At 57.7% G+C, this 23,003-nt stretch carries 21 protein-coding genes; 18 read left to right on the forward strand and 3 right to left on the reverse strand.

Annotated features, from left to right (window positions below; all coding sequences use genetic code 11):
• Positions 1-82 precede the first annotated feature (82 nt).
• Positions 83-1,909 carry a glycoside hydrolase family 15 protein gene (locus HU759_RS10915; RefSeq protein WP_186618182.1) on the reverse strand — a complete coding sequence of 609 codons (1,827 nt, stop codon included), beginning with the start codon at positions 1,907-1,909 and terminating at the stop codon, positions 83-85.
• Entirely contained in the window at positions 1,902-2,702 is an 801-nt protein-coding gene (locus HU759_RS10920; protein ID WP_017135320.1) for a glucose 1-dehydrogenase, read from the reverse strand. The genes HU759_RS10915 and HU759_RS10920 overlap by 8 nt, the downstream gene beginning before the upstream one ends.
• A gap of 256 nt (positions 2,703-2,958) precedes the next feature.
• Between HU759_RS10920 and HU759_RS10925 the strand changes: the two genes are divergently transcribed.
• From HU759_RS10925 to HU759_RS10990, 14 genes are all read left to right on the forward strand, one after another.
• Positions 2,959-3,675 (forward strand): HAD-IA family hydrolase, encoded by a 717-nt coding sequence (locus HU759_RS10925; protein WP_186618183.1) that lies wholly within the window; start codon positions 2,959-2,961, stop codon positions 3,673-3,675.
• A 25-nt stretch (positions 3,676-3,700) separates the two neighbouring features.
• Positions 3,701-4,924, forward strand: a complete 1,224-nt coding sequence (locus HU759_RS10930; RefSeq protein ID WP_186618184.1) for a transaldolase family protein — start codon at positions 3,701-3,703, stop codon at positions 4,922-4,924.
• On the forward strand, positions 4,921-5,649 hold the full coding sequence (locus HU759_RS10935) for a sulfotransferase family protein (RefSeq protein ID WP_099550082.1): 729 nt from the start codon (positions 4,921-4,923) through the stop codon (positions 5,647-5,649). Before HU759_RS10930 ends, HU759_RS10935 begins: the two co-directional genes overlap by 4 nt.
• A gap of 10 nt (positions 5,650-5,659) precedes the next feature.
• Positions 5,660-6,385, forward strand: a complete 726-nt coding sequence (locus HU759_RS10940) for an SDR family oxidoreductase (protein WP_017135316.1) — start codon at positions 5,660-5,662, stop codon at positions 6,383-6,385.
• Positions 6,382-7,518 carry a hypothetical protein gene (locus tag HU759_RS10945; RefSeq protein WP_186618186.1) on the forward strand — a complete coding sequence of 379 codons (1,137 nt, stop codon included), beginning with the start codon at positions 6,382-6,384 and terminating at the stop codon, positions 7,516-7,518. The genes HU759_RS10940 and HU759_RS10945 overlap by 4 nt, the downstream gene beginning before the upstream one ends.
• A gap of 12 nt (positions 7,519-7,530) precedes the next feature.
• Complete coding sequence (locus tag HU759_RS10950) at positions 7,531-8,301, forward strand: class I SAM-dependent methyltransferase (RefSeq protein WP_170040672.1); 771 nt, start codon at positions 7,531-7,533, stop codon at positions 8,299-8,301.
• 10 nt (positions 8,302-8,311) lie between these two features.
• On the forward strand, positions 8,312-9,541 hold the full coding sequence (locus HU759_RS10955) for an MFS transporter (protein WP_186618187.1): 1,230 nt from the start codon (positions 8,312-8,314) through the stop codon (positions 9,539-9,541).
• Entirely contained in the window at positions 9,538-10,152 is a 615-nt protein-coding gene (gene cysC / locus HU759_RS10960; protein WP_186618189.1) for an adenylyl-sulfate kinase, read from the forward strand. The genes HU759_RS10955 and cysC overlap by 4 nt, the downstream gene beginning before the upstream one ends.
• Positions 10,153-10,246: 94 nt before the next feature.
• On the forward strand, positions 10,247-10,891 hold the full coding sequence (locus HU759_RS10965) for an ABATE domain-containing protein (RefSeq protein WP_170040675.1): 645 nt from the start codon (positions 10,247-10,249) through the stop codon (positions 10,889-10,891).
• A 91-nt stretch (positions 10,892-10,982) separates the two neighbouring features.
• Complete coding sequence (locus HU759_RS10970) at positions 10,983-11,483, forward strand: sigma-70 family RNA polymerase sigma factor (RefSeq protein ID WP_170040676.1); 501 nt, start codon at positions 10,983-10,985, stop codon at positions 11,481-11,483.
• 32 nt (positions 11,484-11,515) lie between these two features.
• Positions 11,516-12,466, forward strand: coding sequence for a FecR family protein (locus HU759_RS10975; protein WP_170040677.1), 951 nt, complete (start codon positions 11,516-11,518; stop codon positions 12,464-12,466).
• A 97-nt stretch (positions 12,467-12,563) separates the two neighbouring features.
• Positions 12,564-14,969 (forward strand): TonB-dependent receptor, encoded by a 2,406-nt coding sequence (locus HU759_RS10980; protein ID WP_099550077.1) that lies wholly within the window; start codon positions 12,564-12,566, stop codon positions 14,967-14,969.
• Between the two features lie 814 nt (positions 14,970-15,783).
• Positions 15,784-16,005: a hypothetical protein gene (locus HU759_RS10985; protein WP_099550076.1), complete on the forward strand. Its 222-nt coding sequence runs from the start codon at positions 15,784-15,786 to the stop codon at positions 16,003-16,005.
• Between the two features lie 13 nt (positions 16,006-16,018).
• A complete protein-coding gene (locus HU759_RS10990; protein ID WP_178110951.1) occupies positions 16,019-16,555 on the forward strand; it encodes a type III secretion effector protein in 537 nt (178 codons plus the stop codon).
• Between the two features lie 25 nt (positions 16,556-16,580).
• On the opposite strand, the gene HU759_RS10995 is transcribed toward HU759_RS10990, so the two are convergent.
• Positions 16,581-17,732 (reverse strand): MFS transporter, encoded by a 1,152-nt coding sequence (locus HU759_RS10995; RefSeq protein ID WP_017135306.1) that lies wholly within the window; start codon positions 17,730-17,732, stop codon positions 16,581-16,583.
• 356 nt (positions 17,733-18,088) lie between these two features.
• Here HU759_RS10995 and HU759_RS11000 point away from each other — a divergent pair, with 356 nt between their 5' ends.
• The 4 genes from HU759_RS11000 to HU759_RS11015 all read left to right on the forward strand — a co-directional run bounded on the left by HU759_RS11000 (position 18,089) and on the right by HU759_RS11015 (position 22,998).
• On the forward strand, positions 18,089-19,075 hold the full coding sequence (locus HU759_RS11000; protein ID WP_186618208.1) for a diaminopimelate epimerase: 987 nt from the start codon (positions 18,089-18,091) through the stop codon (positions 19,073-19,075).
• 302 nt (positions 19,076-19,377) lie between these two features.
• Positions 19,378-21,396, forward strand: coding sequence for a type VI secretion system tip protein TssI/VgrG (tssI, locus tag HU759_RS11005; RefSeq protein WP_186618210.1), 2,019 nt, complete (start codon positions 19,378-19,380; stop codon positions 21,394-21,396).
• Positions 21,396-22,220 (forward strand): DUF4123 domain-containing protein, encoded by an 825-nt coding sequence (locus HU759_RS11010; RefSeq protein ID WP_186618191.1) that lies wholly within the window; start codon positions 21,396-21,398, stop codon positions 22,218-22,220. Before tssI ends, HU759_RS11010 begins: the two co-directional genes overlap by 1 nt.
• Entirely contained in the window at positions 22,213-22,998 is a 786-nt protein-coding gene (locus HU759_RS11015) for a hypothetical protein (RefSeq protein ID WP_138449295.1), read from the forward strand. The genes HU759_RS11010 and HU759_RS11015 overlap by 8 nt, the downstream gene beginning before the upstream one ends.
• The last annotated feature ends 5 nt before the right edge of the window (positions 22,999-23,003 follow it).

Genomic DNA, 23,003 nt, shown 5'->3' on the forward strand with positions numbered 1-23,003 from the left:
GGCAAAAGCATGCCACCCCACATCTACCTCCAAGTTTTCCGAGCAGTCTAACGACGGGACTGCCCATTGTGCACAGCCCACCTCAGGGTTGCCACACGGTCTTTTCCCCACTGAGCTTACGGTCCAAAAACGTCGCCGCGCTGATCAATGCCAAGTGGCTCAGCGCCTGGGGCGTATTGCCCAGGTGACGGGCCTGGCTGTCGAACTCTTCGGCGTACAGGCCCAGCGGGTTGGCGTAGCGCAGCAGTTGTTCGAATTCCAGGTGGGCTTTCTCCACTTGGCCGGCGCGGGCCAGGCATTCGACATACCAGAATGAGCAGGCAGTAAACGCGCCTTCGGTGCCTTGCAGGCCGTCGATCTGGCTGTCGTCGTTGCGGTAGCGATAGACCATGCCGTCACGCACCAGGCTTTTCTGGATTGCTTGGAGGGTCGACAGCCAGCGCGGGTCGGTGGCCGCGACGAAGCGCACCAGCGGCATCAGCAGCATCGAGCCATCCAGTGCGGTGCTGCCGATATGTTGCACAAAGTGCCCGCGCTCTTCGTTCCAGAAATTGCTCCAGATATCGGCGTAGATGGCCTGACGGGTCTGGTCCCAGCGTGCGAATGGGGCCGGCAGCGAGCGTTTGGAGGCCAGGCGGATTGCGCGGTCCAGCGCCACCCAGCACATCAGCCGCGAATGCAGGAAGTGATGCTGCTCGCCGCGCATCTCCCAAATCCCGACATCTTTCTGGTTCCAGATTTCGCAGACCTGGTCGGCCACTTCCACCGTGTGTTTCCAGCCTTCGTGGGAAATCGCCTCGCCATATTTGTTAACCAGGTACACCGCGTCCATCAGCTCGCCGTAGATATCCAACTGGATCTGGTCGAACGCCTCATTGCCGACGCGCACCGGCTTGGCGCCGCCGTGCCCGGTCAAGTGGTCGAGTGTGGTTTCCGGCAGCTCCTGGCGCCCATCAATGCCGTAGAGGATATTGATTTTGGTCGGCTGGCCGCAGCAATCGCTGACTCGGCCTTTGAGCCAGCGCATGTAGCTGTTGGCTTCCTCGACAAAGCCCAGGCGCATAAACGCGTAAACGGTGAACGAGGCGTCGCGGATCCAGGTGTAGCGGTAATCCCAGTTGCGTTCGCCGCCGGGTGATTCCGGCAGGCCGAAGGTGGCGGCAGCGATGATTGCGCCGTGTTTGCGTGAGGTCAAAAGCTTCAAGGCCAATGCCGAGCGGTTGACCATTTCACGCCAGCGCCCACGGTAATTTGATTGCGCGATCCAGCCGCGCCAGAACTTCAGAGTGCGTTCCAGGTACAGGTCGGTGCAGTCATTGGTGACGCGTGGGTCGTCGGCGCCACCGAGGACAAATTCGGCGCCTTCCTCCTGGCTCAGGCTAAAGCTTGCGACTGCCGCGTGGTCTTCGAGGCTCAGCGGGTGGCTGCCGACCAGGCGCAGGGCGGGCTGGCCGTCAGCCGTAAACAGCACGCCATCGTTATCGGCCTTCGCTTGGGTCGCTGCGCGGGCGTAGTCATGGCGCACGGCGCAGCGCAGGTGAAGGGTCGCTTTGCCACTGACCACACGCACGCGGCGAATCAGCAGCGGCAGTTCATCGACGTCTTCGCTGACGGTCAGCAGGTCGGTGATTTCTACCACCGCTTCATCACTCAGCCAGCGGGTTTGCAGCACATTGGTGTCGGGCAGGTAGATTTGCTCGCGGCGTGCGTTGGGCAGGTCGGGGGTGAGTTGGAAAACACCGGCTTCGGGCGTGTCCAGCAGTGAGCAGAAGATTGATGGACTGTCGAATTCCGGCCAGCAGAAAAAATCGATGCTGCCTGTGTCGTTCACCAGTGCCGCGCTGCGCATATCGCCGATGATGCCATGGGCATCGATGGCGCTTTGGGGTTCGTTCTTGAAATCAACCATTGCCACGAAACTCCGGATAAAGGCTCATGCCGCCATCAATAAACAAGGTGCTGCCCACCACGTAGTCGGAGGCATCACTGGCCAGCCAGACCACCGCATTGGCCACGTCTTCCACGTCGCCTACGCGGCCGTAGGGAATCAACTTGAGCAATTCTTTTTCAGCCGCGCCTTCAGTGGCCGCACGGTTGATTGCCGTGCGAATCGCCCCTGGCGCGATGCCATTGATGCGGATGCGCTGTTCACTGACTTCCTGGGCGAGGGTGCGCATCAGCATCTCCACGCCGCCCTTGGAGGCTGCGTAGTTCACATGCCCGGCCCACGGGATGACCTGGTGCACCGAACTCATATGGATGATTTTGCCGGCCGCCCGCGAGACGCCGTCGCGAATGCCTTGGCGATTGAAGATCCGCACGGCGGCGCGGGCGCACAGGAACTGGCCGGTGAGGTTGACGCCGATCACGGTGTTCCAATCGTCGAGGGTCATGTCGACCAGATTGGCGTCTTTTTGCAGGCCCGAGTTGGCCACCAGAATGTCCAGGTGACCGAAGGCCTCAAGGGTCTGGGCGAACAGGCGCTCCACGTCGGCTTCTTTGGACACGTCACCGCCGATGGCAATTGCCCGCCCGCCGCCTGCGTTGATCTGCGCAGCGAGGGCTTCGGCTGGCGCCGCCTGGGAGTTGTAGTTGAGCACCACGGCCGCGCCGGCTTCGGCCAACGCCTTGGCTGCGCCTGCGCCGATGCCGGAACTGGCGCCGGTGACCAGGGCCACTTGTTGCTGCAAGGAGATCTGCATTGCCCACCCACCGTTCTATGAGAGTCCTTTGTGCTGACTGACACGTGTCGGTAGAAGTTCAGCAGTCGCAAATGGGTTTTTCGATTGAAGCGCTTAGCTTTTAGGAATAAAAAACACAATATAGATAATTAAAAGTAATTAATAAACCGCTAAAAATCGTTTGACAGGATTTTTCTCTAGGCGTCTTATAAGCACACCTAAATGTGCTCCGCTGGTAGTTCAGAAGTCATCGCGGATATACCTATAAGAGATGCCCATGTACCCATTGGCCTTTATAGGGGAACTACCAGTTCAGGAGGCTGCGCCTGTCCGCGTGGGCGTGCCTAAGTTAGTGATCTTCGACTGCGACGGTGTACTTGTACACAGCGAAGAAATCACCCTGTCTGTATTGATCTCCCTGCTGAATGAACAAGCACGTCGTGACGCACCAGAGGCTACGGGCCTTGACTTAGTAGAATTTATTGAGCGCTTTCGTGGGCGCAAGATTGCCGACTGCTTACGTGAAGCTGAACGGGTATTGAGTATTTGCCTGGACAGTCAGTTTGAAGAAGCTTTCCGTCAGCGTGCACGGATCGATTTGACGGCGCAGTTAAAACCTACCGATGGAATAAGAGAAGTACTGGAGGGCCTGACGCGACCTTTTTGCGTAGCCTCCAGTGCGCCCCGTAATAAAATAGAACACTGTTTACGTCTCACGGGACTGTTGTCTTATTTCGAGGGGCACATATTCAGTTGTTATGAGTTTGGGCGTTGGAAACCAGACCCTTTAGTATTTTTAACGGCGTGCGCTGCTTATAACGTCGACCCCCGTGATGCATTGGTTATTGAAGACAGTGTTGCCGGCATTCGCGCGGCGGTTGCGGCGAATATAAGCGTGTTGGGTTTTGGGCCCGTGGGCCGACATTTAATTTTGGCTGATGCCGGGGCGTTGCCTTTTTCCAATATGCGTGAATTACGCACGGCGCTAGCGTGATATGACTACTCAGGGAGGAGGCGTTGTGAAGACTTCAGGTTATACAGAGCGGCTAAAGGGTAATGATCAACGTTCGGAGGTCTGGTGGGATTCGTCGCCTGCCGTCTATGTGCCTTATAAGAAACACTTGCTTGAAAAATACCCGGCAGCGTCCGGCTGCATAGAGCAGTTAATGCCAGACACATTTTCGCAACCCGGTGGGTTCAGCAATGTGACGACAAACCCTCGACTGGTCACTGCGGTGATTCTTGAAAAACGCGAGTATTGGTTGTCGCGGTTTAATCTTGCCAAACTGGCGCCCCAAGAGTTGCGCAGGAAACTGTACGACGAAGTGATCGTGCAGGGGGCTGCGGACCTGAAGCAACGCTGGGTTCAATCCGGGCAGTGTGAAGGCTGGATTAGCGCTCAAGTTGATCCGGTCGATGTGCGCTGCGCTGAACGCATGACTGCCAGGGGAGTGGCGCTGCGTCAGTTGTCTGCGAATGTGATGGTGAAGGTCCCCGCAAGCCAGGAAGGCCTTACGACTGTCGAGCACTTAGTGGCGCAAGGAAGTTCTCTCAACATCACGTTCTGCTTCACTGTTTCGCAATTCAAGGCAGGCATCCAGGCAATAGAGCGTGGAAGGGTGACTGCACGCAGCAAGGGTGTTGACACAAGCCATTGCAAGTACGTGATCACGTTCATGATCGGCCGCTTCGCCTGTCAACCCGAGCTTGCGTTACAAGCGGCGGAGCGTGGCCTGACGCTGAGTCCAGAGGATCTGCGCTGGGCCGAGTTGCTGGTTTATGAGCAGATACAGGCGCTGGTCTCGGCGTCTTCCGTTCCAGTCAAAACCCTGCTTTCCAGTATAAAAGTCGATGTCGACGAGCGTGGAAACAAGCATTGCTGGCACTTGGAGAAGACCGGCTTGTCGGCGACGTGCTACACACTGACGCCGGAGGTGGTTGAGTTTTTGATTGAGCGCGAAAGTCGCGGTAAACCTGTATTTCCTGCAGCGGAACCCTTGAAGCCCCCGGCTTCGACGCTCTCGAAGTTGTTTCGTATTCCGTACTTCTGCGAAGCCTACTGCCTGGACGGCATTGAGCCTTATGACTTTTGCAATCATCAGGCTTTTATCAACACGTGCAATGAGGCCAACAGTGCGCACCGACGCTTGGCCGATTTTTGCACTCGACTCTGCCCCCCTGTGCACGCTTTCAGTCGCTCGCTCAGTGCGATCATGGCGGCCGAATATGGGGTGCTCGTATGAACAAGATGGTCGGGTTATGGGCGCACCCCCGTTCTCGTTCAACGGTGTTGGAGCGCGTGTTTATCGAGCGCAAAGACTTTGAAGTCTTCCACGAGCCGTTTGCTCATATGGCATTTTCTGCAGACTCTGCCATTCCTTCGGATGAATGGGATCATAGTTTTCCAACCACGTATCAGGGCATAAAAGAACGACTGGTCAAGGCCAGGGAGACGGCCAGCGTATTTCACAAAGACATGTGTTATCACTGCCTCGATGACTTAAAAGTAGACGTGGACTTTCTGGCGCAACAAGACAATATCTTTCTTATTCGGGAGCCCGCCAGCAGCATTCTTTCGCATTATCGAATACACCCCAACATGCCGTTGCAAGCCATCGGGCATAAAGCCTTGTATGAGATCTTTTGTGTGGTCACCAAACTCACCGGCAAAGTGCCCTATGTGATTAATGCTGATGACCTGGCGGCAGCGCCGGAGCGCGTGATTGGCAAACTGTGTGACTATTTGGATATTGAATTTCTGCCGCAAGCCATGGTGTGGAAACGCGAGTGCCCTCCGCAATGGAAAACCTGGCGAAGTTGGCACGTCGCCGCAGAAAACAGTGAGTGCATTATTTCGTCGAGTAAGACTCAGCCCGATAAAGAGGTTCTCGATAATACGCCAGCGTTAAAAGCGATGTATGACTATCACCGGGTTTTTTACGCGCGCATGAACGAATTCTGTCAATAGGAAACAGGGCATGAAAAAATTGATTATTACCGGTGCCGCTAATGGAATTGGTAGGGCGACACTGGAACAGGCGATTGTTGATGGTTACTTTGTGATTGCCGTCGATAAGGACGTGGATGCGCTCAACACCTTGCAACAGACTTACAGTGCGAGTGTATTAGAGACACAGGTTGCCGATCTTTCCAGTGACGCTGTGATCAAGGGCTTTATTCCAAGCCTGTATGAGCGTCATGCCACTATCTATGGGTTAATTAATAATGCAGGGCTGTATCACGGCAAAAGCATTTATGCCTATTCCGATAACGAAGTGGATGAAATGCTTAACGTTAACCTTAAAGCCTTGGTTTACCTTTCCAAAGATTTCGCCGAACGCGAAATGAAGCACGAAGCACCGCGCAGCATCGTCAATATCACCTCAGTGGCAGGGGAAGTGGGCAGTTGTGATGCCCTGTACGGCGCCACGAAGGCTGCAGTGATCGGTTTGACCAAGGCCAATGCCTGGAACTTCGCCCCTTTTGTGCGGGTAAACGCGGTGTCTCCGGCACTGATTCACGACACGGCCATCTACGACACTATTCCTGAATATCGGCGGGCTGAATACGCGCGCCAGGAAATTCTTAAAGACCCCATCCTGCCCAGTGGTGTTGCTGAGGTCATTTTGCTGTTGGTCGGTGAAGGTTTTCGTCATATGACCGGCAAGGTTATCCCGGTTGATAACGGAGCCTACCCACGGTGAACCAGCCCATACCGAAGAAAAAGTTGCTGTTGGTGGGCGCAGGTAATTTGTGCCTGCACATTCTCAAGATTCTGGCGCCCAGGAACAGGTTCGAGTTTGTCGTGCTGGGGCGCAACGAAGAAATGACCATCCGGATGTGTAACCTGGTGACGCTGTCGTGCGCACAACTGGAGCAGTATGTTGCTATCTCGCCAGTGATCGCGGACTTGACGGATATCGGCAGCGTTACCCAAGTGCTTCGGGAACATGCGCCGGACATCATCGTGAACTGCGCCTCGTTGCAGTCATGGAGAGTGATCACCGGGTTGCCCAAACACTCGTTCGAACAACTTGACCAGGCACAGTTCGGTCCCTGGTTACCCATGCACCTGACACTGATGCATGACTTGATGCAAGCAGTGAAGGCCTCCGGTATCGCGACCCTGACCGTCAATGCGGCCTTTCCTGACGCCGTCAATCCGATTCTGGCCAGGGTCGGTCTGGCCCCTGACCTCGGGGTGGGTAATGTCGCCAACCTGATTCCGGCCGTGCGTTTCTCCATCGCGCGGTTGCTGAAGTGTTCTCCCGCTGACGTGGAGGTGATGCTGTATGCCCAGCATTATTTCAGCCACTACGTGCCACGGGGCGGACGGCCCCCGCGTGCCAGCTATCGCTTGTTGTATGAGGTTCGCGGCCGGCGCGAAGTCGCTCGTCTGTCCGATGAGGTGATTTTTTCTACGGTGAAATCCGAGTTTCGTCGCTTGGGCGGGGTTGATGGGCAGTTTCTAACCGCGTGTTCTGCGGTCACCGTGATCGAAGGGCTGTTCTCACCGACGCCGGTACTGGTGCACGCGCCCGGTCCGTTGGGGCTTCCGGGCGGCTATCCGGTCTGGCTTCAGGACGGACGCATCAATGTGCAGTTCTCCGACAAATGCCCCTACGACGACGCGGTGCGCCTTAACAGCATTTGCCAAAGCCACGATGGTATCGACGAAATCCATTGTGACGGCTCGGTCACCTTCAACCCCAGGTGCATGGCAATCATGCAGACGATGCTGGGGTACTCCAAGGACATCATGTCGGTTCGGCAGTCCGCGGACTGTGCTCGGGAGTTGGCGGGAAAGTACCTGTCTTTCAAGAATTCAATCGGCTAGGAGCGGTGTGCCATGAGTCAAATCCTGGGGTATGAACACGAGGAAGTAGCCAATTACTCAACTCAATATTCGTCGGACTTTGTCGAGCGCTGGGACGCGTTGATTGATTGGGAAAAAAGAAAGGCCGGCGAGAAGGGGTTCTTTGAGCAGTTGCTGAAAAGTCACGGTGTGAGATCGGTGCTGGATGTATCCACGGGCAGTGGTTTTCATGCCGTGCAACTCAAACAGGCAGGTTTCAAGGTGGTCGCTACGGACGGTAGCGGCACGATGTTGAAAAAAGCCCGGCAGAACTTCCTTGAACGTGAATTGGCTATTGAATCCCACCATATGGAGTGGCTTGACCTCGACCCGGACGTGCTGGGCACGTTCGATGCCGTAGTGTGCCTGGGCAGTTCACTGTGCCATGTGTTTGAGGCGCACGACCGCATGAGCGTGCTGCGCAAGTTCAGGGCATTGCTCAAGCCAGGCGGTGTGTTGATTGTTGATCAGCGTAATTTTTTTGCTATCCGCGCGGGCAACTTCAAATCCAGCGGCAATTATTATTACTGCGGGGCCAGTGCGTCGGTCAGCCTGGGAAGGGTCGATGCACAGGTGTGCGAGTTCATTTACGACTTTGAAGATAAACAACGCTACAGCCTGAAAGTGTATCCGTTATTACCCAAGGAACTGGCCGACGAGATTCAGGCTAGCGGCTTCTCTGCCCATGAAGATTACGGTGATTTTCAGCGTGACTTCGACAGGATGAATTGTGATTTTGTCATCCACACCGCCCGCGCCGTGTGAGGGCGTCATGATGAGCACACTCGTACAGAATAATTCTCGCGCGCTGGACAGCGTGGTGCTGGCAGTCGTACTGACAGGGTTTGTGGCCAGTACCTATGGGTTCGGCGTTTACTTGTTCGCCAACCTGGTCGTTGATATGCGCCGAGATATCGGCTTTGACTACACCACTGTGGGCTTGATCACCGGCGGCGCACAGATCGGCTTTCTGCTGTTTTCTTCGGTCACCAGTTACATCAGCCGTTTTTTCGAAGGTTGGAAAATCAGCCTGGTATCCACCGTGGTGACGTCTCTGGCCCTGCTGGGCTTGAGCGTCAGCGACAGCATTTGGTTGTCGGGTGGGTTGTTGATTTTGCTGGGAGGGTGCTCCGCTTCGGTTTACATCCCGCTGGCAGAAATCGTCACCAAGGGTTTCAGTCCAGGTAATCGCTCCCGGGTCATGGGGCTGATCTCCAGTGGCACCAGCTATGGCGTGTTCATCAACGGGTTACTGGTGTCGTTTCTCACCTTGCAGGGTGGCTGGCGCTCGATCTGGTTGACCGCCGGCCTTGTGTCATTGGGCCTCTGTTTCGTGGCCTGGTTTCTGTTGCGTAACATGGGGGCGGAGCAGGCGGCTGGTTTTTCAGGTGAGCGCTCGCGGTCGCTCGATGGCCACACGCCATGGCTGAGCCGTTCGCTGTACCTGATCTGGGGCATCGCCTTTCTCAATGGGATGGCACTGCTGCCGTTTCAGACTTACCTGGCACCTTACCTGCGCGATGAATTAGGCGTTTCGGTACAGGACGCAGGGTTTATCTGGACGACGATCGGCGCTGTGGGGATGGCGTCGGGCTTTTTGGTGGGGTGGGTTGCGGACAAAGTGGGTGCCAGGGCGGCCTTGGCCATGTGCTTTCTGAGTGCGGGTCTGGCAGCCATGCTGGTGTTCAGTTTTAACGCTATCGCGTTGTTCTATTTGGCGGCTTTTTTGTTTGCGCTGGCGTTCTACCCTATCTTCGGGCTGGTCCCCAGCTATATCGGACAAATCGTTCCGGTCAACCGGCTGACGCAGGCATTTGGCATTGCCAATGTGCTGATTGGCCTGGGTGGCGTGTGCGGTAACTTTCTGGGCGGGCTGTCCAAAGACCTGACAGGGTCGTTCGCGACAGTCTATTGGGTGGTTTCGCTGCTTCTGTTATTGCAATGCGTGATGGTGTTCATGTTGGGCAAACAGCCTGTTTCGCTGACGGAGGGAGAACGGTCATGAGCTATTTTCCACAGGGCCCACAACAGAATTTGCATGAGTTTGCGTTCAGCCACGCGCGTGCCGAACAGTCACTTATGAAGCAAATACCTAGGGTCATTTGGATGACTGGCCTTTCTGCCTCCGGGAAATCGACCATTGCCGATGCGCTGGATATTGCCTTAAGGGCCCAAGGCCGGTTTACCTGCATCATTGACGGCGATTCGGTACGCAGTGGGCTTTGTCGTGACTTGGGGTTTACCGACAGTGATCGGGATGAAAACATTCGGCGGGTCGCTGAGGTGGCGGGTTTGATGGTGGAGGCGGGACTTATCGTCATTGTCGCGCTGATCTCGCCGTCATCGGCCAGTCGGCATTACGCGCGCTCGATTATTGGCAACGACCATTTTGTAGAAGTCCACGTGGATGCCCCACTGGCAACTGTCGAACAGCGGGACCCTAAAGGTTTGTATAAAAAGGCGCGATCCGGGCTGCTCAAGAACTTTACGGGTATTGATTCGAACTACGACACTCCGCTGTTTCCTGAAGTGCATCTGCAGACCCACGTGTTTTCGGTTGAACAATCGGTCGGGATCATTCTTGATTGGATGGCGCGTGCGCAGGCCCCTGCTTAGCCATTGGTCTTCCAGCTACGGGGTGGCGACTTCGACTCCAAGAAACGAGGTATTCTCTGCCAAGGCAGAGCGTGCAGGTTTTTCGGGAGTTGGAATGACACATTTCACGGGCACTGCAAAATCAATCCGGCTGATCGGCGGCGCCCGGGTATTGGATTTTATCAATACCACTAATGGGCGCAGGCCGTATTCCACACTTAAGGTGACGGAAGAGCGGCTCACCAGTTTTAAGTTCTTCATTGAGTGGGCATTACACGCCTCTTTGCTCTCTGAGCAAGAGTACGATGCATACTCGCCTATGGTGTTTGACTCGCCTATATCCTTCCAGCCAGACCTGGACGCTGTCATTGCATTCAGAGAGCGGCTGTACGGCGTCTTCCACAACCTGTCATTACGCCAGAACGTCACCGATGAGGCATTACAGCAGATCAATCTGCACTACCAACAAGGCGCGGCGTGGCGAGTATTGCGCTCCATTGACGGGATGCCCGCATGGGGTTGGCGCACCTGCGCATCTGCGCAGGAGTTGACGTCGATGCTGATCGCACGGCTGGCAACAGACGCGACGCAACTGCTGGTATCGAGTGAACTTCACGCGTTGAGGTGCTGCAGTTGCGCGGATTGCGATTGGATATTTCTCGATCTCTCCAAAAGTAAACAACGTAAGTGGTGCCAGATGAGTGTGTGTGGCAGCCGAGAGAAACTGAGCCGACTCAAACAGGCGGCCAGTCATCTTTAGTTGCAACGCAGTAAGGCGAGCGATGGGAAGCAATTGCTCCGCTTAATAGGAAACATTACTATTCACGCCCCCGCCTCCCAGTGCTCACGCGATGATTCCTCAGCCGCCCCGCAGAACAGGCTTTTTCGAGCATTACGAAGAGTTGATCGGAACCTGGACACGCCGCCTGAGAAACCGTCAGCAGGCCGAAGACCTGGCTCACGACACCTTCGTGCGCGTGCTTGAGTCGCGTTCGAGCGACGTTGAGCAACCGCGCGCCTATCTGCATCAAACGGCGCGCAACATTGCGGTGGACGCTTACCGTCGCGAAGACCGGCGTGAGGCGCGGGCATTGGACGCCTTTGATCAGCGTTCGCCCCACAACGGTGACCCGGAGCATGTCATGCACGCGATCCAATTGGCGGACTCCATCGAGCGGGCCTTGGCCGAGTTGCCGCTTAACTGTCGCAAGATATTTATCTGGCAGAAAATCGAGGGCCTCACCCAGCAAGAAATCGCCGTACGCCTGGGCCTGTCTAAAAACATGGTGGAAAAGTATATGATCCGCACCTTGCGGCATCTGCGCGACCGCCTGGACGCGATGGCCCCATGAACTCTGCCCGTTTTGAAACAGGATCTTCCACGATGGATAGCCGTGCTCGCGACGAAGCCGCGCAATGGTTTGTACGCCTGCAAGACGCCGAGTTGAGCCCCGAAGAACAACAGAGTTTTGATGCGTGGTGTGCCGAGCAGCCTGAGCATCAATACGAATTTGAAGTGCTGCAAGGCCTGTGGAACGCCGCCGACCTTGTGCCCACGGCGCGTTTGCAAGCGCTGTGCGAGGCCCCGGTCGAACGCCCCAAACGTCGCGCTATTGTGCGTTACGCCGTGGCTGCCAGTGTGGTGGCCATCGCCTTGGGGCTTGGCCTGTTCAGCGGGCTTGATCATCCCAAACCCTACAGTGCCGAGTTCAGCACGCGCTTGGGCGAGCATCGCCAAGTGGCATTGCCCGACGGTTCGGTGATGGATCTGAATAGCCGCAGCGTGGTGGCGGTGCACTATGAAAAGGGGCGGCGCGGCGTAGAAATCAAACAGGGCGAAGCCATGTTCAGCGTCGAGCACGACACCCGCCGCCCATTTGTGGTGGCCGCCGGAGCAGGGCAGGTCACGGTCACCGGCACGCGTTTTGATGTTCGCCGTGATGACGACCAGACCCGCGTGGTGGTCGAGGCCGGCACGGTCAAGGTGCAGGGGCGTGCGTCGGATCAGATCGTGATGCTCACGGCAGGGCTGGGCACGCATGTCGATTCTACCGGGCAAGTCGTTACGGCGTATGCCGTGAATGCTGATGAGCTGACAGCCTGGCGCACGGGCAAGTTGGTGTTCAACAACGCCACCCTCGGCGAAGTCGCGCGGGAAGTATCGCGCTATCGCGAGCAGCCGTTGCGGGTCAACACGGCGGCGGTGAGCAACCTGCGGCTGACCAGCGTGTTCAAATCCAGCGACACCGACGCCTTGCTCAAAGCGCTGCCACATATCCTGCCGGTGGCCGTACGAGCCTTGCCGGACGGCAGTCAGGAAATTATTTCACGCTGATATTCAGGTTTTTTTCGAGTTCTTCGTCTTCTTCTGCAACTGCAACTGGTTTGCATTAACAGCCGCACACTCTTGCGATCACAGGACTAGGTTCGACGTGAAAAAACTTGTCGTGAACAACAATAAAGTCTCCCGTTGGGCGCCCCTGGCGCTGGCGCTTGCGGTCAGTTCCGCCCTGCCTGCGGCCTCTGCGGCCGACGGCATCCATATTCGCTCGCAGCCGCTGGGCGCTGCGCTGAGTCAACTGGGCCAGCAGACTTCCCTGCAAGTGTTCTTCAGCCCTGACATGGTCGCGGGCAAGCATGCGCCTGCAGTGGACGGCAATCTGTCTCCCGAGCAGGCTCTGCGCCAATTGCTCCAGGGCAGCGGCCTGGATTACCAGATCGATGCCGGTTCCGTGACCCTTCGCCCACTGCGCAGCGGCACGGGGGAAGCCGGCTCGCCGGTGGAACTGGGCGTCACTGACATCAAAGTGGTCGGCGACTGGCTGGGCGATGCCAATGCCGAAGTGGTGCAGAACCATCCGGGCGCACGTACTGTGATCCGCCGTGAAGCCATGGTGGAGCAGGGGGCGATGAATGTCAGTGACGTGCTGCGCCGCGTCCCTGGCGTGCAGGTGCAAGAGGCCAACGGCACGGGTGGCAGCGATATTTCCCTCAACGTCGGCGTGCGTGGCCTGACCTCGCGCCTGTCGCCGCGCTCCACCGTATTGATCGACGGTGTGCCGGCGGCGTTCGCTCCGTATGGTCAGCCGCAACTGTCGATGGCGCCGATTTCTGCCGGTAACCTGGACAGCATCGACGTGGTGCGCGGCGCAGGTTCTGTCCGTTACGGGCCGCAGAACGTCGGCGGCGTGATCAACTTCGTGACCCGCGCGATTCCTGAGCAAGCCTCGGGCGAAGTCGGCACCACCCTGGAAACCTCTGCCCACGGCGGCTGGAAACACGTCGACAATGCTTTTGTCGGCGGTACTGCCGATAACGGCATGGGCGTGGCGTTGCTGTATACCGGGGTAAATGGCAACGGCTACCGCAACAGCAACAACTCCAACGACATCGACGACGTGATCCTCAAGACCCACTGGGCGCCGACCGATCAAGACGATTTCTCGCTGAACCTTCACTATTACAATGCCAACGCCGATATGCCCGGCGGCCTGACCCAGAAGCAATTTGACGCCAACCCGTATCAGTCGATGCGCGATTGGGACAATTTCAGCGGCCGTCGCAAGGATGTGTCCTTCAAGTACCTCCGCCAGATCGACGACCGTACCCAGGCCGAAGTGCTGACCTATTACATCGACAGCTTCCGTGGCAGCAACATTGCCAACCGCGACCTCAAGACCATCAGTTCCTACCCGCGCAGCTACTACACCTTCGGCATCGAGCCGCGGATCTCCCATGTGTTCGACGTGGGCCCGAGCACCCAGGAAGTCAGCGTCGGTTATCGCTACCTCAAAGAAGGCATGCATGAACAGGCCAGCAGCCTCAATCTGGTCAACAACGTGCCGACGCCGGGTGGGCAAAATGACGGGCATGTTTACCAGGATCGCACTGGCGGCACCGTCGCCAACGCGTTCTACATCGACAACAAAATCGATATCGGCAAGTGGACCGTCACGCCGGGCATTCGCTTTGAACACATTGAAACCAACTGGCATGACCGCCCGGTGGTTGCCTTGAACGGTGTGCGCACCGTGGAAAAGAATCGCAAAATCAATAGTAACGAGCCGTTGCCGGCGTTGAGCGTGATGTACCACATTTCCGATGCCTGGAAAGTCTTCGCCAACTACGAAACCTCATTCGGCAGCCTGCAGTACGCGCAGATCGGGCAGGGCGGTCGCGTCAACCAGGCGGCCGACGGCCTGAACCCGGAAAAAGCCAAGACCTACGAGATCGGCACACGCTACAACGACAGTGTCTGGGGCGGCGAAGTGACGCTGTTCTACATCGACTTCTCGGATGAGCTGCAATATGTGAGCAACGACGTGGGTTGGACCAACCTCGGCGCCACCAGGCACCAGGGTATCGAAACCTCGGCCCACTACGACCTGTCGAACCTGGACCCACGCCTCGATGGCCTGACTGCCAACGCGGGCTTCACCTACACCAAGGCGACTGCCGAGGGTGATGTGCCGTTCAAGGGCCGCGACCTGCCGCTCTACTCCCGTGAAGTGCTGACGGCGGGCCTGCGCTATGACATCAATCACTGGACCCATAACCTGGACGTCTATGCCCAATCCGGTCAACGTGCGCCGGGTACTGGCACCACCTACATCACCCAGGGCACCGCCGATGGGCAGTACGGCGATATCCCCGGCTATGTCTCGGTCAACGTGCGCAGCGGGTATGACTTCGGCGCGCAACTGTCGAACCTGAAACTGGGTGTGGGCGTGAAGAACGTCTTTGACCAACAGCACTACACGCGATCCAGTGACAACAACGCCGGGTTGTACCTCGGTCAGCCGCGTACGTTCTTCGTGCAGGCGAGCGTCGGCTTCTGACCGACCGTTTGTAAGAAAAATCGCAGCTCAAGGGCTGCGATTTTTTTTGACTTGTTTTTCAAGGTGCTCACCAAGCTGCCCGGGCCCGGGCAGGAACTGTTTCCGCGCGTTTGCCACACAGGTTGTAACCAGCGACGTTGATCGTACTGGTCGTTTTCAGACGCTGAACCAGGGGCCAGACATGACTTCACCTTCGTTTCAATCCGGCCAGACCGATGGCCGGTGCACCTTTGATGGCTGGCATGAAGTTGCTTGCTCGACATCGTCAAGTAAGGAAGACACCTGCGCAGCCTTGTCGACGGTATACGCCACCGAAACGCTACGAATGAAAGCATTTGTGGGTCAAAAAAAATTCCAGGCGCCCGTCGCAGATGATTTTGCCCGCGGGCTGCATGCGTCAGGGCCTGCCGACAACGCTAACGCTCACTGCTTGAGGCGCCCCATTTTTCGCTGGGCTGCGCTGATCAATGGCCTCTGCTCCCGGTTGCGTGGGCAAACACCTGGGTGATCCAGTGTTACATGCTGTTATTGGGATGCTCCTGCCGGCCGGAACTATCGCGTGGCGCTAACCACATATCGGTTGCTTGCTGCCCAGAGGGCGAATCGATGATTCGGGCCACTCTGGTACTGACTTTCAGGCAAGCATGGATCTGCAAAAGGCGAGAGATGAAGCATGAAGATTGAGGGTGCAATACTGCGCGCGCAGCCAATCGGCCTGGGCGGGCCAGAGGTAGGTCGGGTTTCATCGTCCCGCGTTTTTCATTCGCCCGACGATGAGTCATTCGCAACGCGGGAGTTGCCGTCGCAGCGACCCATGTTGTGGCGTGGAGGCTTGTCTTCGCTGCGCCAGCAGGCGCTGCAAAATGCACCCACGGCTCGCGCCAACACCACACCGCCAGGTCCGAGTTCCACTGATAGCCAATTGGCGGGCGAGCTGGAAAAACACTTTGGCGAGCTGCACGGTTTTTTAAAAGAAGGCCGCTTGACGCAGGCGTCGTTGCGCCAGATCGCAGCTCAAACCTTGAGTGGAGAGTAAGGTGCGCGACCGTATGATCCTGCTGGTCAGGGAAATTCTCAACCGCCCGCTGCTGAACGACGCGATCATCGACGGCGCGGGATACATCACCCGCGACAGCCTGAGCGCAGCCGCTGCAGCGTTGCTGGGTAACAGCTCCCCTGGCGCCTTCAGCCAGGACCCTTTTCATGATCAGGGCAACGCCGAGGTCGTAATGGCTTTGCAAGGCTATTTCAAACAGTTGCGGGACATACCCAAAGACCGCACGGTATTTTTTGAAGCGCTTGAATACGTGGAAATAACCCAGCTCAAAATCGTGATGAGTGATCCTGACGACCTCGATTCGCAGGGCCGGCCCCTGTTGGAACCCGCTACTGGGCTACCGAGGAAAAAGTACAGTGAACACTGCGTCTACACCGCCAAAAATATCATTGAGCGCCCAGGCCTGCTGCGTTCGCTGGAGCGTGCCAACAACATGCGTTTGCTGGGGCGTCCCAGGCATGAGGGTTGGCTTTGTAACAAAAGCCTGGAACGCTGGCTGGAACAATACGAAGCGCACAAAGCCAGATAGCCCATGGCCTTGTGCGGTGAGCTTGTTACACCTTGAGAATTTTACCGCTGATGGCCACCCCGGCCAGCAGCAGCGCAATCAGCACAAAGGCCGTGCTCAGGCTACTGCCATGGGCGATAAACCCGATAACTGCAGGCCCGGCGAGAATACCGGCATACCCCAGCGTGGTGATGGCCGGCACGGCGATATGTTCCGGCATGACCGTTTGTTTACCTACGGCGGTGTACAGCACCGGTACGATATTCGAGCAGCCGGCGCCCACCAAGGCATACCCCAACAGCGCCGTTTCCCAGGCCGGCAATAATGTCGCGAGCAACATGCCGGCAGTCGCCAGCGCGCCGCCAATGACGATCACGCGGGTGGCGCCCAGGCGGCGGACAATCGAATCACCGGTCAGGCGCCCTGCGGTCATGGTCAAGGCAAACGCCGCGTACCCCAAGCCTGCGTAAGCTTCATCCAGACCGCGTTCTGCATTGAGAAACACCGCGCTCCAATCCAGCACGGCGCCTTCGGCCAGGAACACGATGAAACACAGGCAGCCGATAAACAACACCACACCGTGCGGCACGGCAAACGCCGGGCCTGAGCTTTCGCTGCCGTAGGGCAGTAGATGAGGCCCGGCCTTGAACAATGCAAGCGCCATGATGACGATCACCACCAGGGTCGCCTGCAACGGCGACAAGCCCAGCCCCAGCAGCCCGGCAACCCCTGCTGCGCCGACGATGCCGCCAAGGCTGAACAACCCGTGGAAGCCCGACATCATGGTTTTGCCGCTGGCACGCTCAACGATGACCGCCTGCAGGTTGACCGTCGAATCCACAGTGCCCAGGCCCCCACCGAACAGGAACAGCCCGGCGATCAGCAAGGGGATTGAACTGACCGTGGCGAGCATCGGCAGTGCCAGGCAGATCATGATTGTGCCGGCGGTCAGCACCCGGCGGCAGCCGAAGCGTGAAGCCAGGGCGCCAGCCATCGGCATGGCGATGATCGATCCGACGCCCAGGCACAACAGCAACAGGCCCAGCGTGCCTTCATTGAGGTTTGCCCGTGCCTTGGCGTAGGGCACCAGCGGCGCCCAAGCCGCGATACCGAAGCCGGCGATGAAAAAGGCAATGCGCGTCGACATTTGTTCCAGCCGTCCGGGAACCACGGGCGCTGGGGTGGGGATGGCAGTCATGAAAAATCCTTGGTTTTGCGTTCAACGAACGATGTCCGGCGCGACATCCTTGCACATCAGGCCTTGTCGAGCGAGCCGTGTTCCCTTGAAGAGAGGGGCTGACACGCAGGTGCAGGTTTATTGTTACAGCAGCGGAACGTCATGGACGGTGGCGACCACACAGAGGCTATCGGATTGTTGGGCGGTGGTCTGGAAGGTGCGTAATCTGCGTGAAAACGGATGAACCCCAGGTTTTTGCGTTGGATTACCACCTTCCAGTCCACTTCCCACTGCGCCGGTTTTCTGTAATACGCTGCTACCAAGTGTGTAGGCAATCGGAGAAATTTTCCGGTGAATTTTCTTGGGAAGGTGTCTCGATGACTCTGTTCTATGACGCGCGGGGCAATATTTACGGTGTGGCCAGCCCCGACTACCTACGCAGCAGGGGCATTGCCGTGCCTGAATGTGCCGACCGCGCTGCCAGCACTCGAAAAGAGTGGGCAGCATTGGCTATCGCGTCGGAGTGTGAATGGGGCACGTTACCGCGTGCGGCCACTCCCAAGGCACACCGCTGCGATGGTTTGCTGGTCGGGCCGTTCCAGTCTGCGCCGCCGTTTGACGTGTTGATCGTCAATACTGACGGCACGCTCGCCGAACGCAGTGGTAACGGGTTGACGATTTTTTCCCAGGCGCTGACGGATCAAGGTTTGATGACGCAAGGGTGTGAGTTGCAGGTGCATCACGACAAGCAGGATTCAGTCTCTGTGCTGGTGACCTATTCACAACCGGCGATCTTTGAACAGGTTGCAGGCTTCTGGCTGGCCTTGGGCCGGCCGAGTTTCGGGCCAGCAGCGGTGGCCGCTACCGGTACTGGCGCAGCAACATTGGGGCAATGTGAATTCAGCCATGTGGCTGCACTGGCGGCGATTGACCCGCAATGGGCCGTCAGCCAGTTCGTCCGTGTGGGCAATCCTCATTGTGTGACGCTCGTCGAGCACGCACAGGCCTTGCCGGACAATCAGTCGATGCACCAGCCCGCACTGTTTGAGTCGTTACGGGCCATTGCCTTTGCACCGCCAGGTGGGCGCGGCCAACCTTGTTTGGCGGGGATCAATCTGCAATGGGCCGCACATGCTTCGGGCAATCGGGTCATCGCGCGGGTATTTGAGCGAGGAGAAGGACCCACCGCGTCCTCGGGTACCAGCGCGAGCGCAGTTGCCTGCGCTGCATGGCGCGCGGGTTGGGTTGACGCCGGCGAGGTGGCTGTGGTCATGCCGGGTGGCACAGTGCCGGTGCGTTTACAGTGCCAGGCCGAAACGCTGCTGAGCGTCAGTCTGTTCGGGACTGCATGCGTGCAAGGCTGAAGGCGCAGAAGTGGCTGATATCTTGAATGCGTGTCAGCCGTTTCTTTATCGGTTAGTTGTATGGTTAAAGTTGGCGTAAGAAGTTTCTTGTTGTTGAATGCTACTAAATTCTGCGAATTTATTATTTTGTAAAAGACACGTCCTACCACGTTGTGCGAAACGTCTTTTTTATTTTTAAAGGGTCAAATTCCGCCTGAAATCGCTAAGATTTATTGGGTTCAGGCGCTTTTTCCCGGCAGTTCAATCAATGCCCGATGGGGGGAGGCCTTTCAGTCAAATAATTGATGATGGGTAACTTAGGGATGGTTGAAACATCTGCCGCGCCACGTTTCAAGTTGATACTTCCAGAAATAAACAATGACTTTCAGGTACTCGCTTTCAAAGGCCGAGAAGGCCTTGATCAGCCTTACTTCATTACCGTGCACTTAGTCAGCGAAAATCCCTCTCTGGATCTGGAGGCGCTGCTTCACCAGCCGGCTTATCTGGACTTTGGCGAATCCGGTGCGGGGCTGCATGGGCGCATCTACGCTATCGGCCGTGAGGGGCCCGGCGTTCGGCTCACTCGCTATCGTCTCACCCTGGCACCACGCCTGGCGTGTCTTGCCCATCGACACAACCAGCGGATCTTCCAACAACGCAGTGTGCCGCAGATTATTGCGGCGGTCCTTGAGCACCACGGCATTCTGGCGGACGCCTATGCCTTCGAACTGGGCCCTGTGGCCTACCCATCCCGTCCGTTCTGCGTTCAGTACGCGGAAACCGACCTGCACTTTATCCAGCGGTTGTGCGAGGAGGAGGGTATTCACTACCACTTTCGCCATGGCCCGAATAATCACGTGCTGGTGTTCGGTGATGACCAGACGGTGTTTCGGCGTCTGGCTGCACAGCGATTTTGCGCGACGCACGAGCTGGCAGCCAATACGAGAGCCATCCGGCAGTTCGACGTGCGCCTGCAGACCCGTACCCAGCTGACGGTGCGCCGTGATCATGACTTCGAGCATCCGTCGCTGCGCCTGGAAGACAAGGCCGGGCCTGCATTGACGCAGCGCCTTGAGGATTACCATTACCCTGGTGGTTTCAGCGACCATGCGCGAGGTCGGCAATTGGCGCAAAGGGGCTTGGAGCGGCATCTGCGTGACCGCCATCGTGCCGTGGGCAAAAGTGATCAACCGGCGCTGGGCAGCGGCCATTTTCTTGAGCTGTGTGACCACCCTGATCCCACCTGCAACGATTTGTGGTTGCTCACGTCGGTGCATCACGAAGGCTATCAACCGCAGGTGCTGGAGGAAGCAGCGCCCGTGGCGGGCACATTCCACGGCTACCGAAACCGGTTTACCGCAACACCCTGGCGCGCCGTGCATCGGCCCCCCATCAGACACCCGAAACCTACCCTCAACGGCAGCCAAACCGCCATCGTGACGGGGCCAGCAGACGAGGAGGTGCACTGCGACGCCTACGGTCGAGTAAAGGTACGTTTTCATTGGGACCGCCTGGACCCCACCGATGACAACAGCAGTTGTTGGGTACGGGTAGCATCCGGTTGGGCGGGCGATGGCTTCGGCGCCATGCTGATTCCGCGGGTGGGCATGGAGGTGCTGGTGACCTTTCTGGAAGGCGACCCGGACCAGCCGTTGATCAACGGCTGCCTGCCCAATGCGCTGCACAGGCCGGCTTACCCTTTGCCGCAACACAAGACACGCAGCGTGTTGCGCAGCCGCAGTGTTCCGGGGGGCACGGGGGCCAACGAACTGCACCTTGAGGATCGCCACGGCGAGGAACTCATCTTCCTGCGCGCCCAACGGGACCTGGAACAGCAGGTCGGCCATGACAGTCGTCTTGAGGTGGCGGGAGAGCGGCGTGAAATCATCCGCGGGTTAAGCACGGTTCATTTGGAAAGTGGCGAGCAGCGACACATCACCGGAGACCGCACTGCCATGCTTGGCACGAACGATCGGCTGGATGTGCAGGGAGACAGCCAGACGCATATCGGTCAGTCCATGGTTATCCAGGCCGGGCAGCAGATCGTCCTCAAGGCCGGCGCCAGCCTGATCATCGATGCGGGCGCACAATTGAGCCTCAAGGCTGGAGGCGAGCACCTGATTATCCAGGCGGGCGGCATTTTCAGCAGCCGGCCTGTCACCGTTGGCGGCTTGCCGCCCCTCACTCGGTCCGCGAACCCATTATCGGCCATGGATGCGCCGAACCTCTCGACGGCCCAAGGCACCCTTCTGGACGAGGCCCGGCAGTTGGGCGCGGACTTCTGCCCAGTGTGCGAGGCGTGTCGTGAAGGCCAGTGCACCCTCATGCGGAGGGCTGCCTGATGCCAAACGAGCCAGGCCAGTGGATGGCCGAACAGCATCAGGCGGGGCGCCGACTGTGCTTGATCCTTGATGGTCACCACGGCGCACGTCAACAGCTGTTGGCGGTGCGTAACCTGTCGCAGTATTGCAGCCTGTACGCTGAGACCGCCCTGGTCGAGTTGGCAGCGGCAGGCCCGTTGATTCTGTTGGTGGAGCAGGCGGACGAGCCTGCGCTGGTTGATCTGCTGCAACACCCCGAGACGAACTGGGGCTGGCTGGGCAGCCTGCCCGGTGATGATCTGGCTGGCGTGGTTCGGCATTGGCGCGAACGTCTGCTGGTAGGGCGCCAGGGAAGCCAGGCCGTGTATCGCTTTCACGATAACCGTACCTTGGCACGTGCTTTGACCCATTTACAGGGCGAGCACTGGCCAGTGTTTCTCGGCCCACTGATCGGTGTGTGCTATTGGCACCAAGGCTGTTGGTGTCGGGGTGAAAACCCAATGCCGGGGGAGTATCCCGTGCCTGTGGCTGTGCCCTGGCTGAACACGCCCAATCCTCAGGCCGAAGTGATTCTGCACGCCAATATCCTGCGTTATCTGCTGACTGAACACAGCGAAAAGCTCGCCGGCTTGGTCGAGTTTCAGAACCCCAGAATCTGGCTGGAGCAGGTTCTGGAGCAGGCCCGTGCCTGGCAATGGCGAGCCCCCCAGCAGCTCGAGTTTCTGGTGGTGCGTCGGTTGGAGGAGGCGACGCAAGGCAGCACGATTCGGTGGCAGCCGATAGAGGGCGAGGCGCCGTCGGAACATTTTGAGCGGGTGTTACGGGAGTGGCAAAAGCATGAATAGGTGGACGCGCAGCGTTTTGATAACGCTCGGTGCAGGATGGCTCTCGGGTTGTGCGCTGGCACCGCCGGCTAAGCGTTTTACCCTGGAGGTGGATTTACCCGCACAGTTTCGATTCATCGGTGCCGCTAACTACCGTCCCGCCAGATATGAACTCTGCACCTTGCCGCAGCGTCGAGGCAAAAGGCCGGAACGCAAGATCTTTATTGCCGATTACAAACCCGTGGCCGAACGAGTGAGCTATGAGTTCCCGCTGACTGAAACCATTGAGGGGTGCCCTACGGTGTTGCGTAGCGTGGAGTTCACTCTTTATGCGAAGTGGGGTGAACTCGACACTGATGTCGGTGGCAGTTTCGCGGCAATTTCTTTCGCAGATCCTATCGAGTCTGAACGCGTAGCAGCGATGCCCGAGTCGGGTGTGCAGGAGTTTTTTGGACAATGCATGTGGTTTTTTCGGACGGCCGGCCCCGAGCATGCGATCAGAAAATTGTTGGAATGTAACGCGTTGGACACGAAGGGGAAAAGGCAAGAAACGCGCCCGGGTGGCGTGGCGCAGAGAGAGCTGCTCCCAGGGAAAAAAGTAAGGCTGACGTTGAGCGTTACAGACGAGGAGGCTCCCGCTTTTCAGGACACCTGGCTAGCTGTACCGGGGGGGTGGAGACGGTGCCGGGGTAAAAGCTTTGAAGATCTGTCCGGATACTGTGGCAGTAACACCACGGACTTTAAACCTATAACGATGCCGGATGGACGTGTTTGCGATGTTTACCCAACGTGCAATTAACAAGG

The sequence above is a fragment of the Pseudomonas sp. OE 28.3 genome (genome assembly GCF_014268205.2).
Taxonomy (GTDB): domain Bacteria; phylum Pseudomonadota; class Gammaproteobacteria; order Pseudomonadales; family Pseudomonadaceae; genus Aquipseudomonas; species Aquipseudomonas edaphica.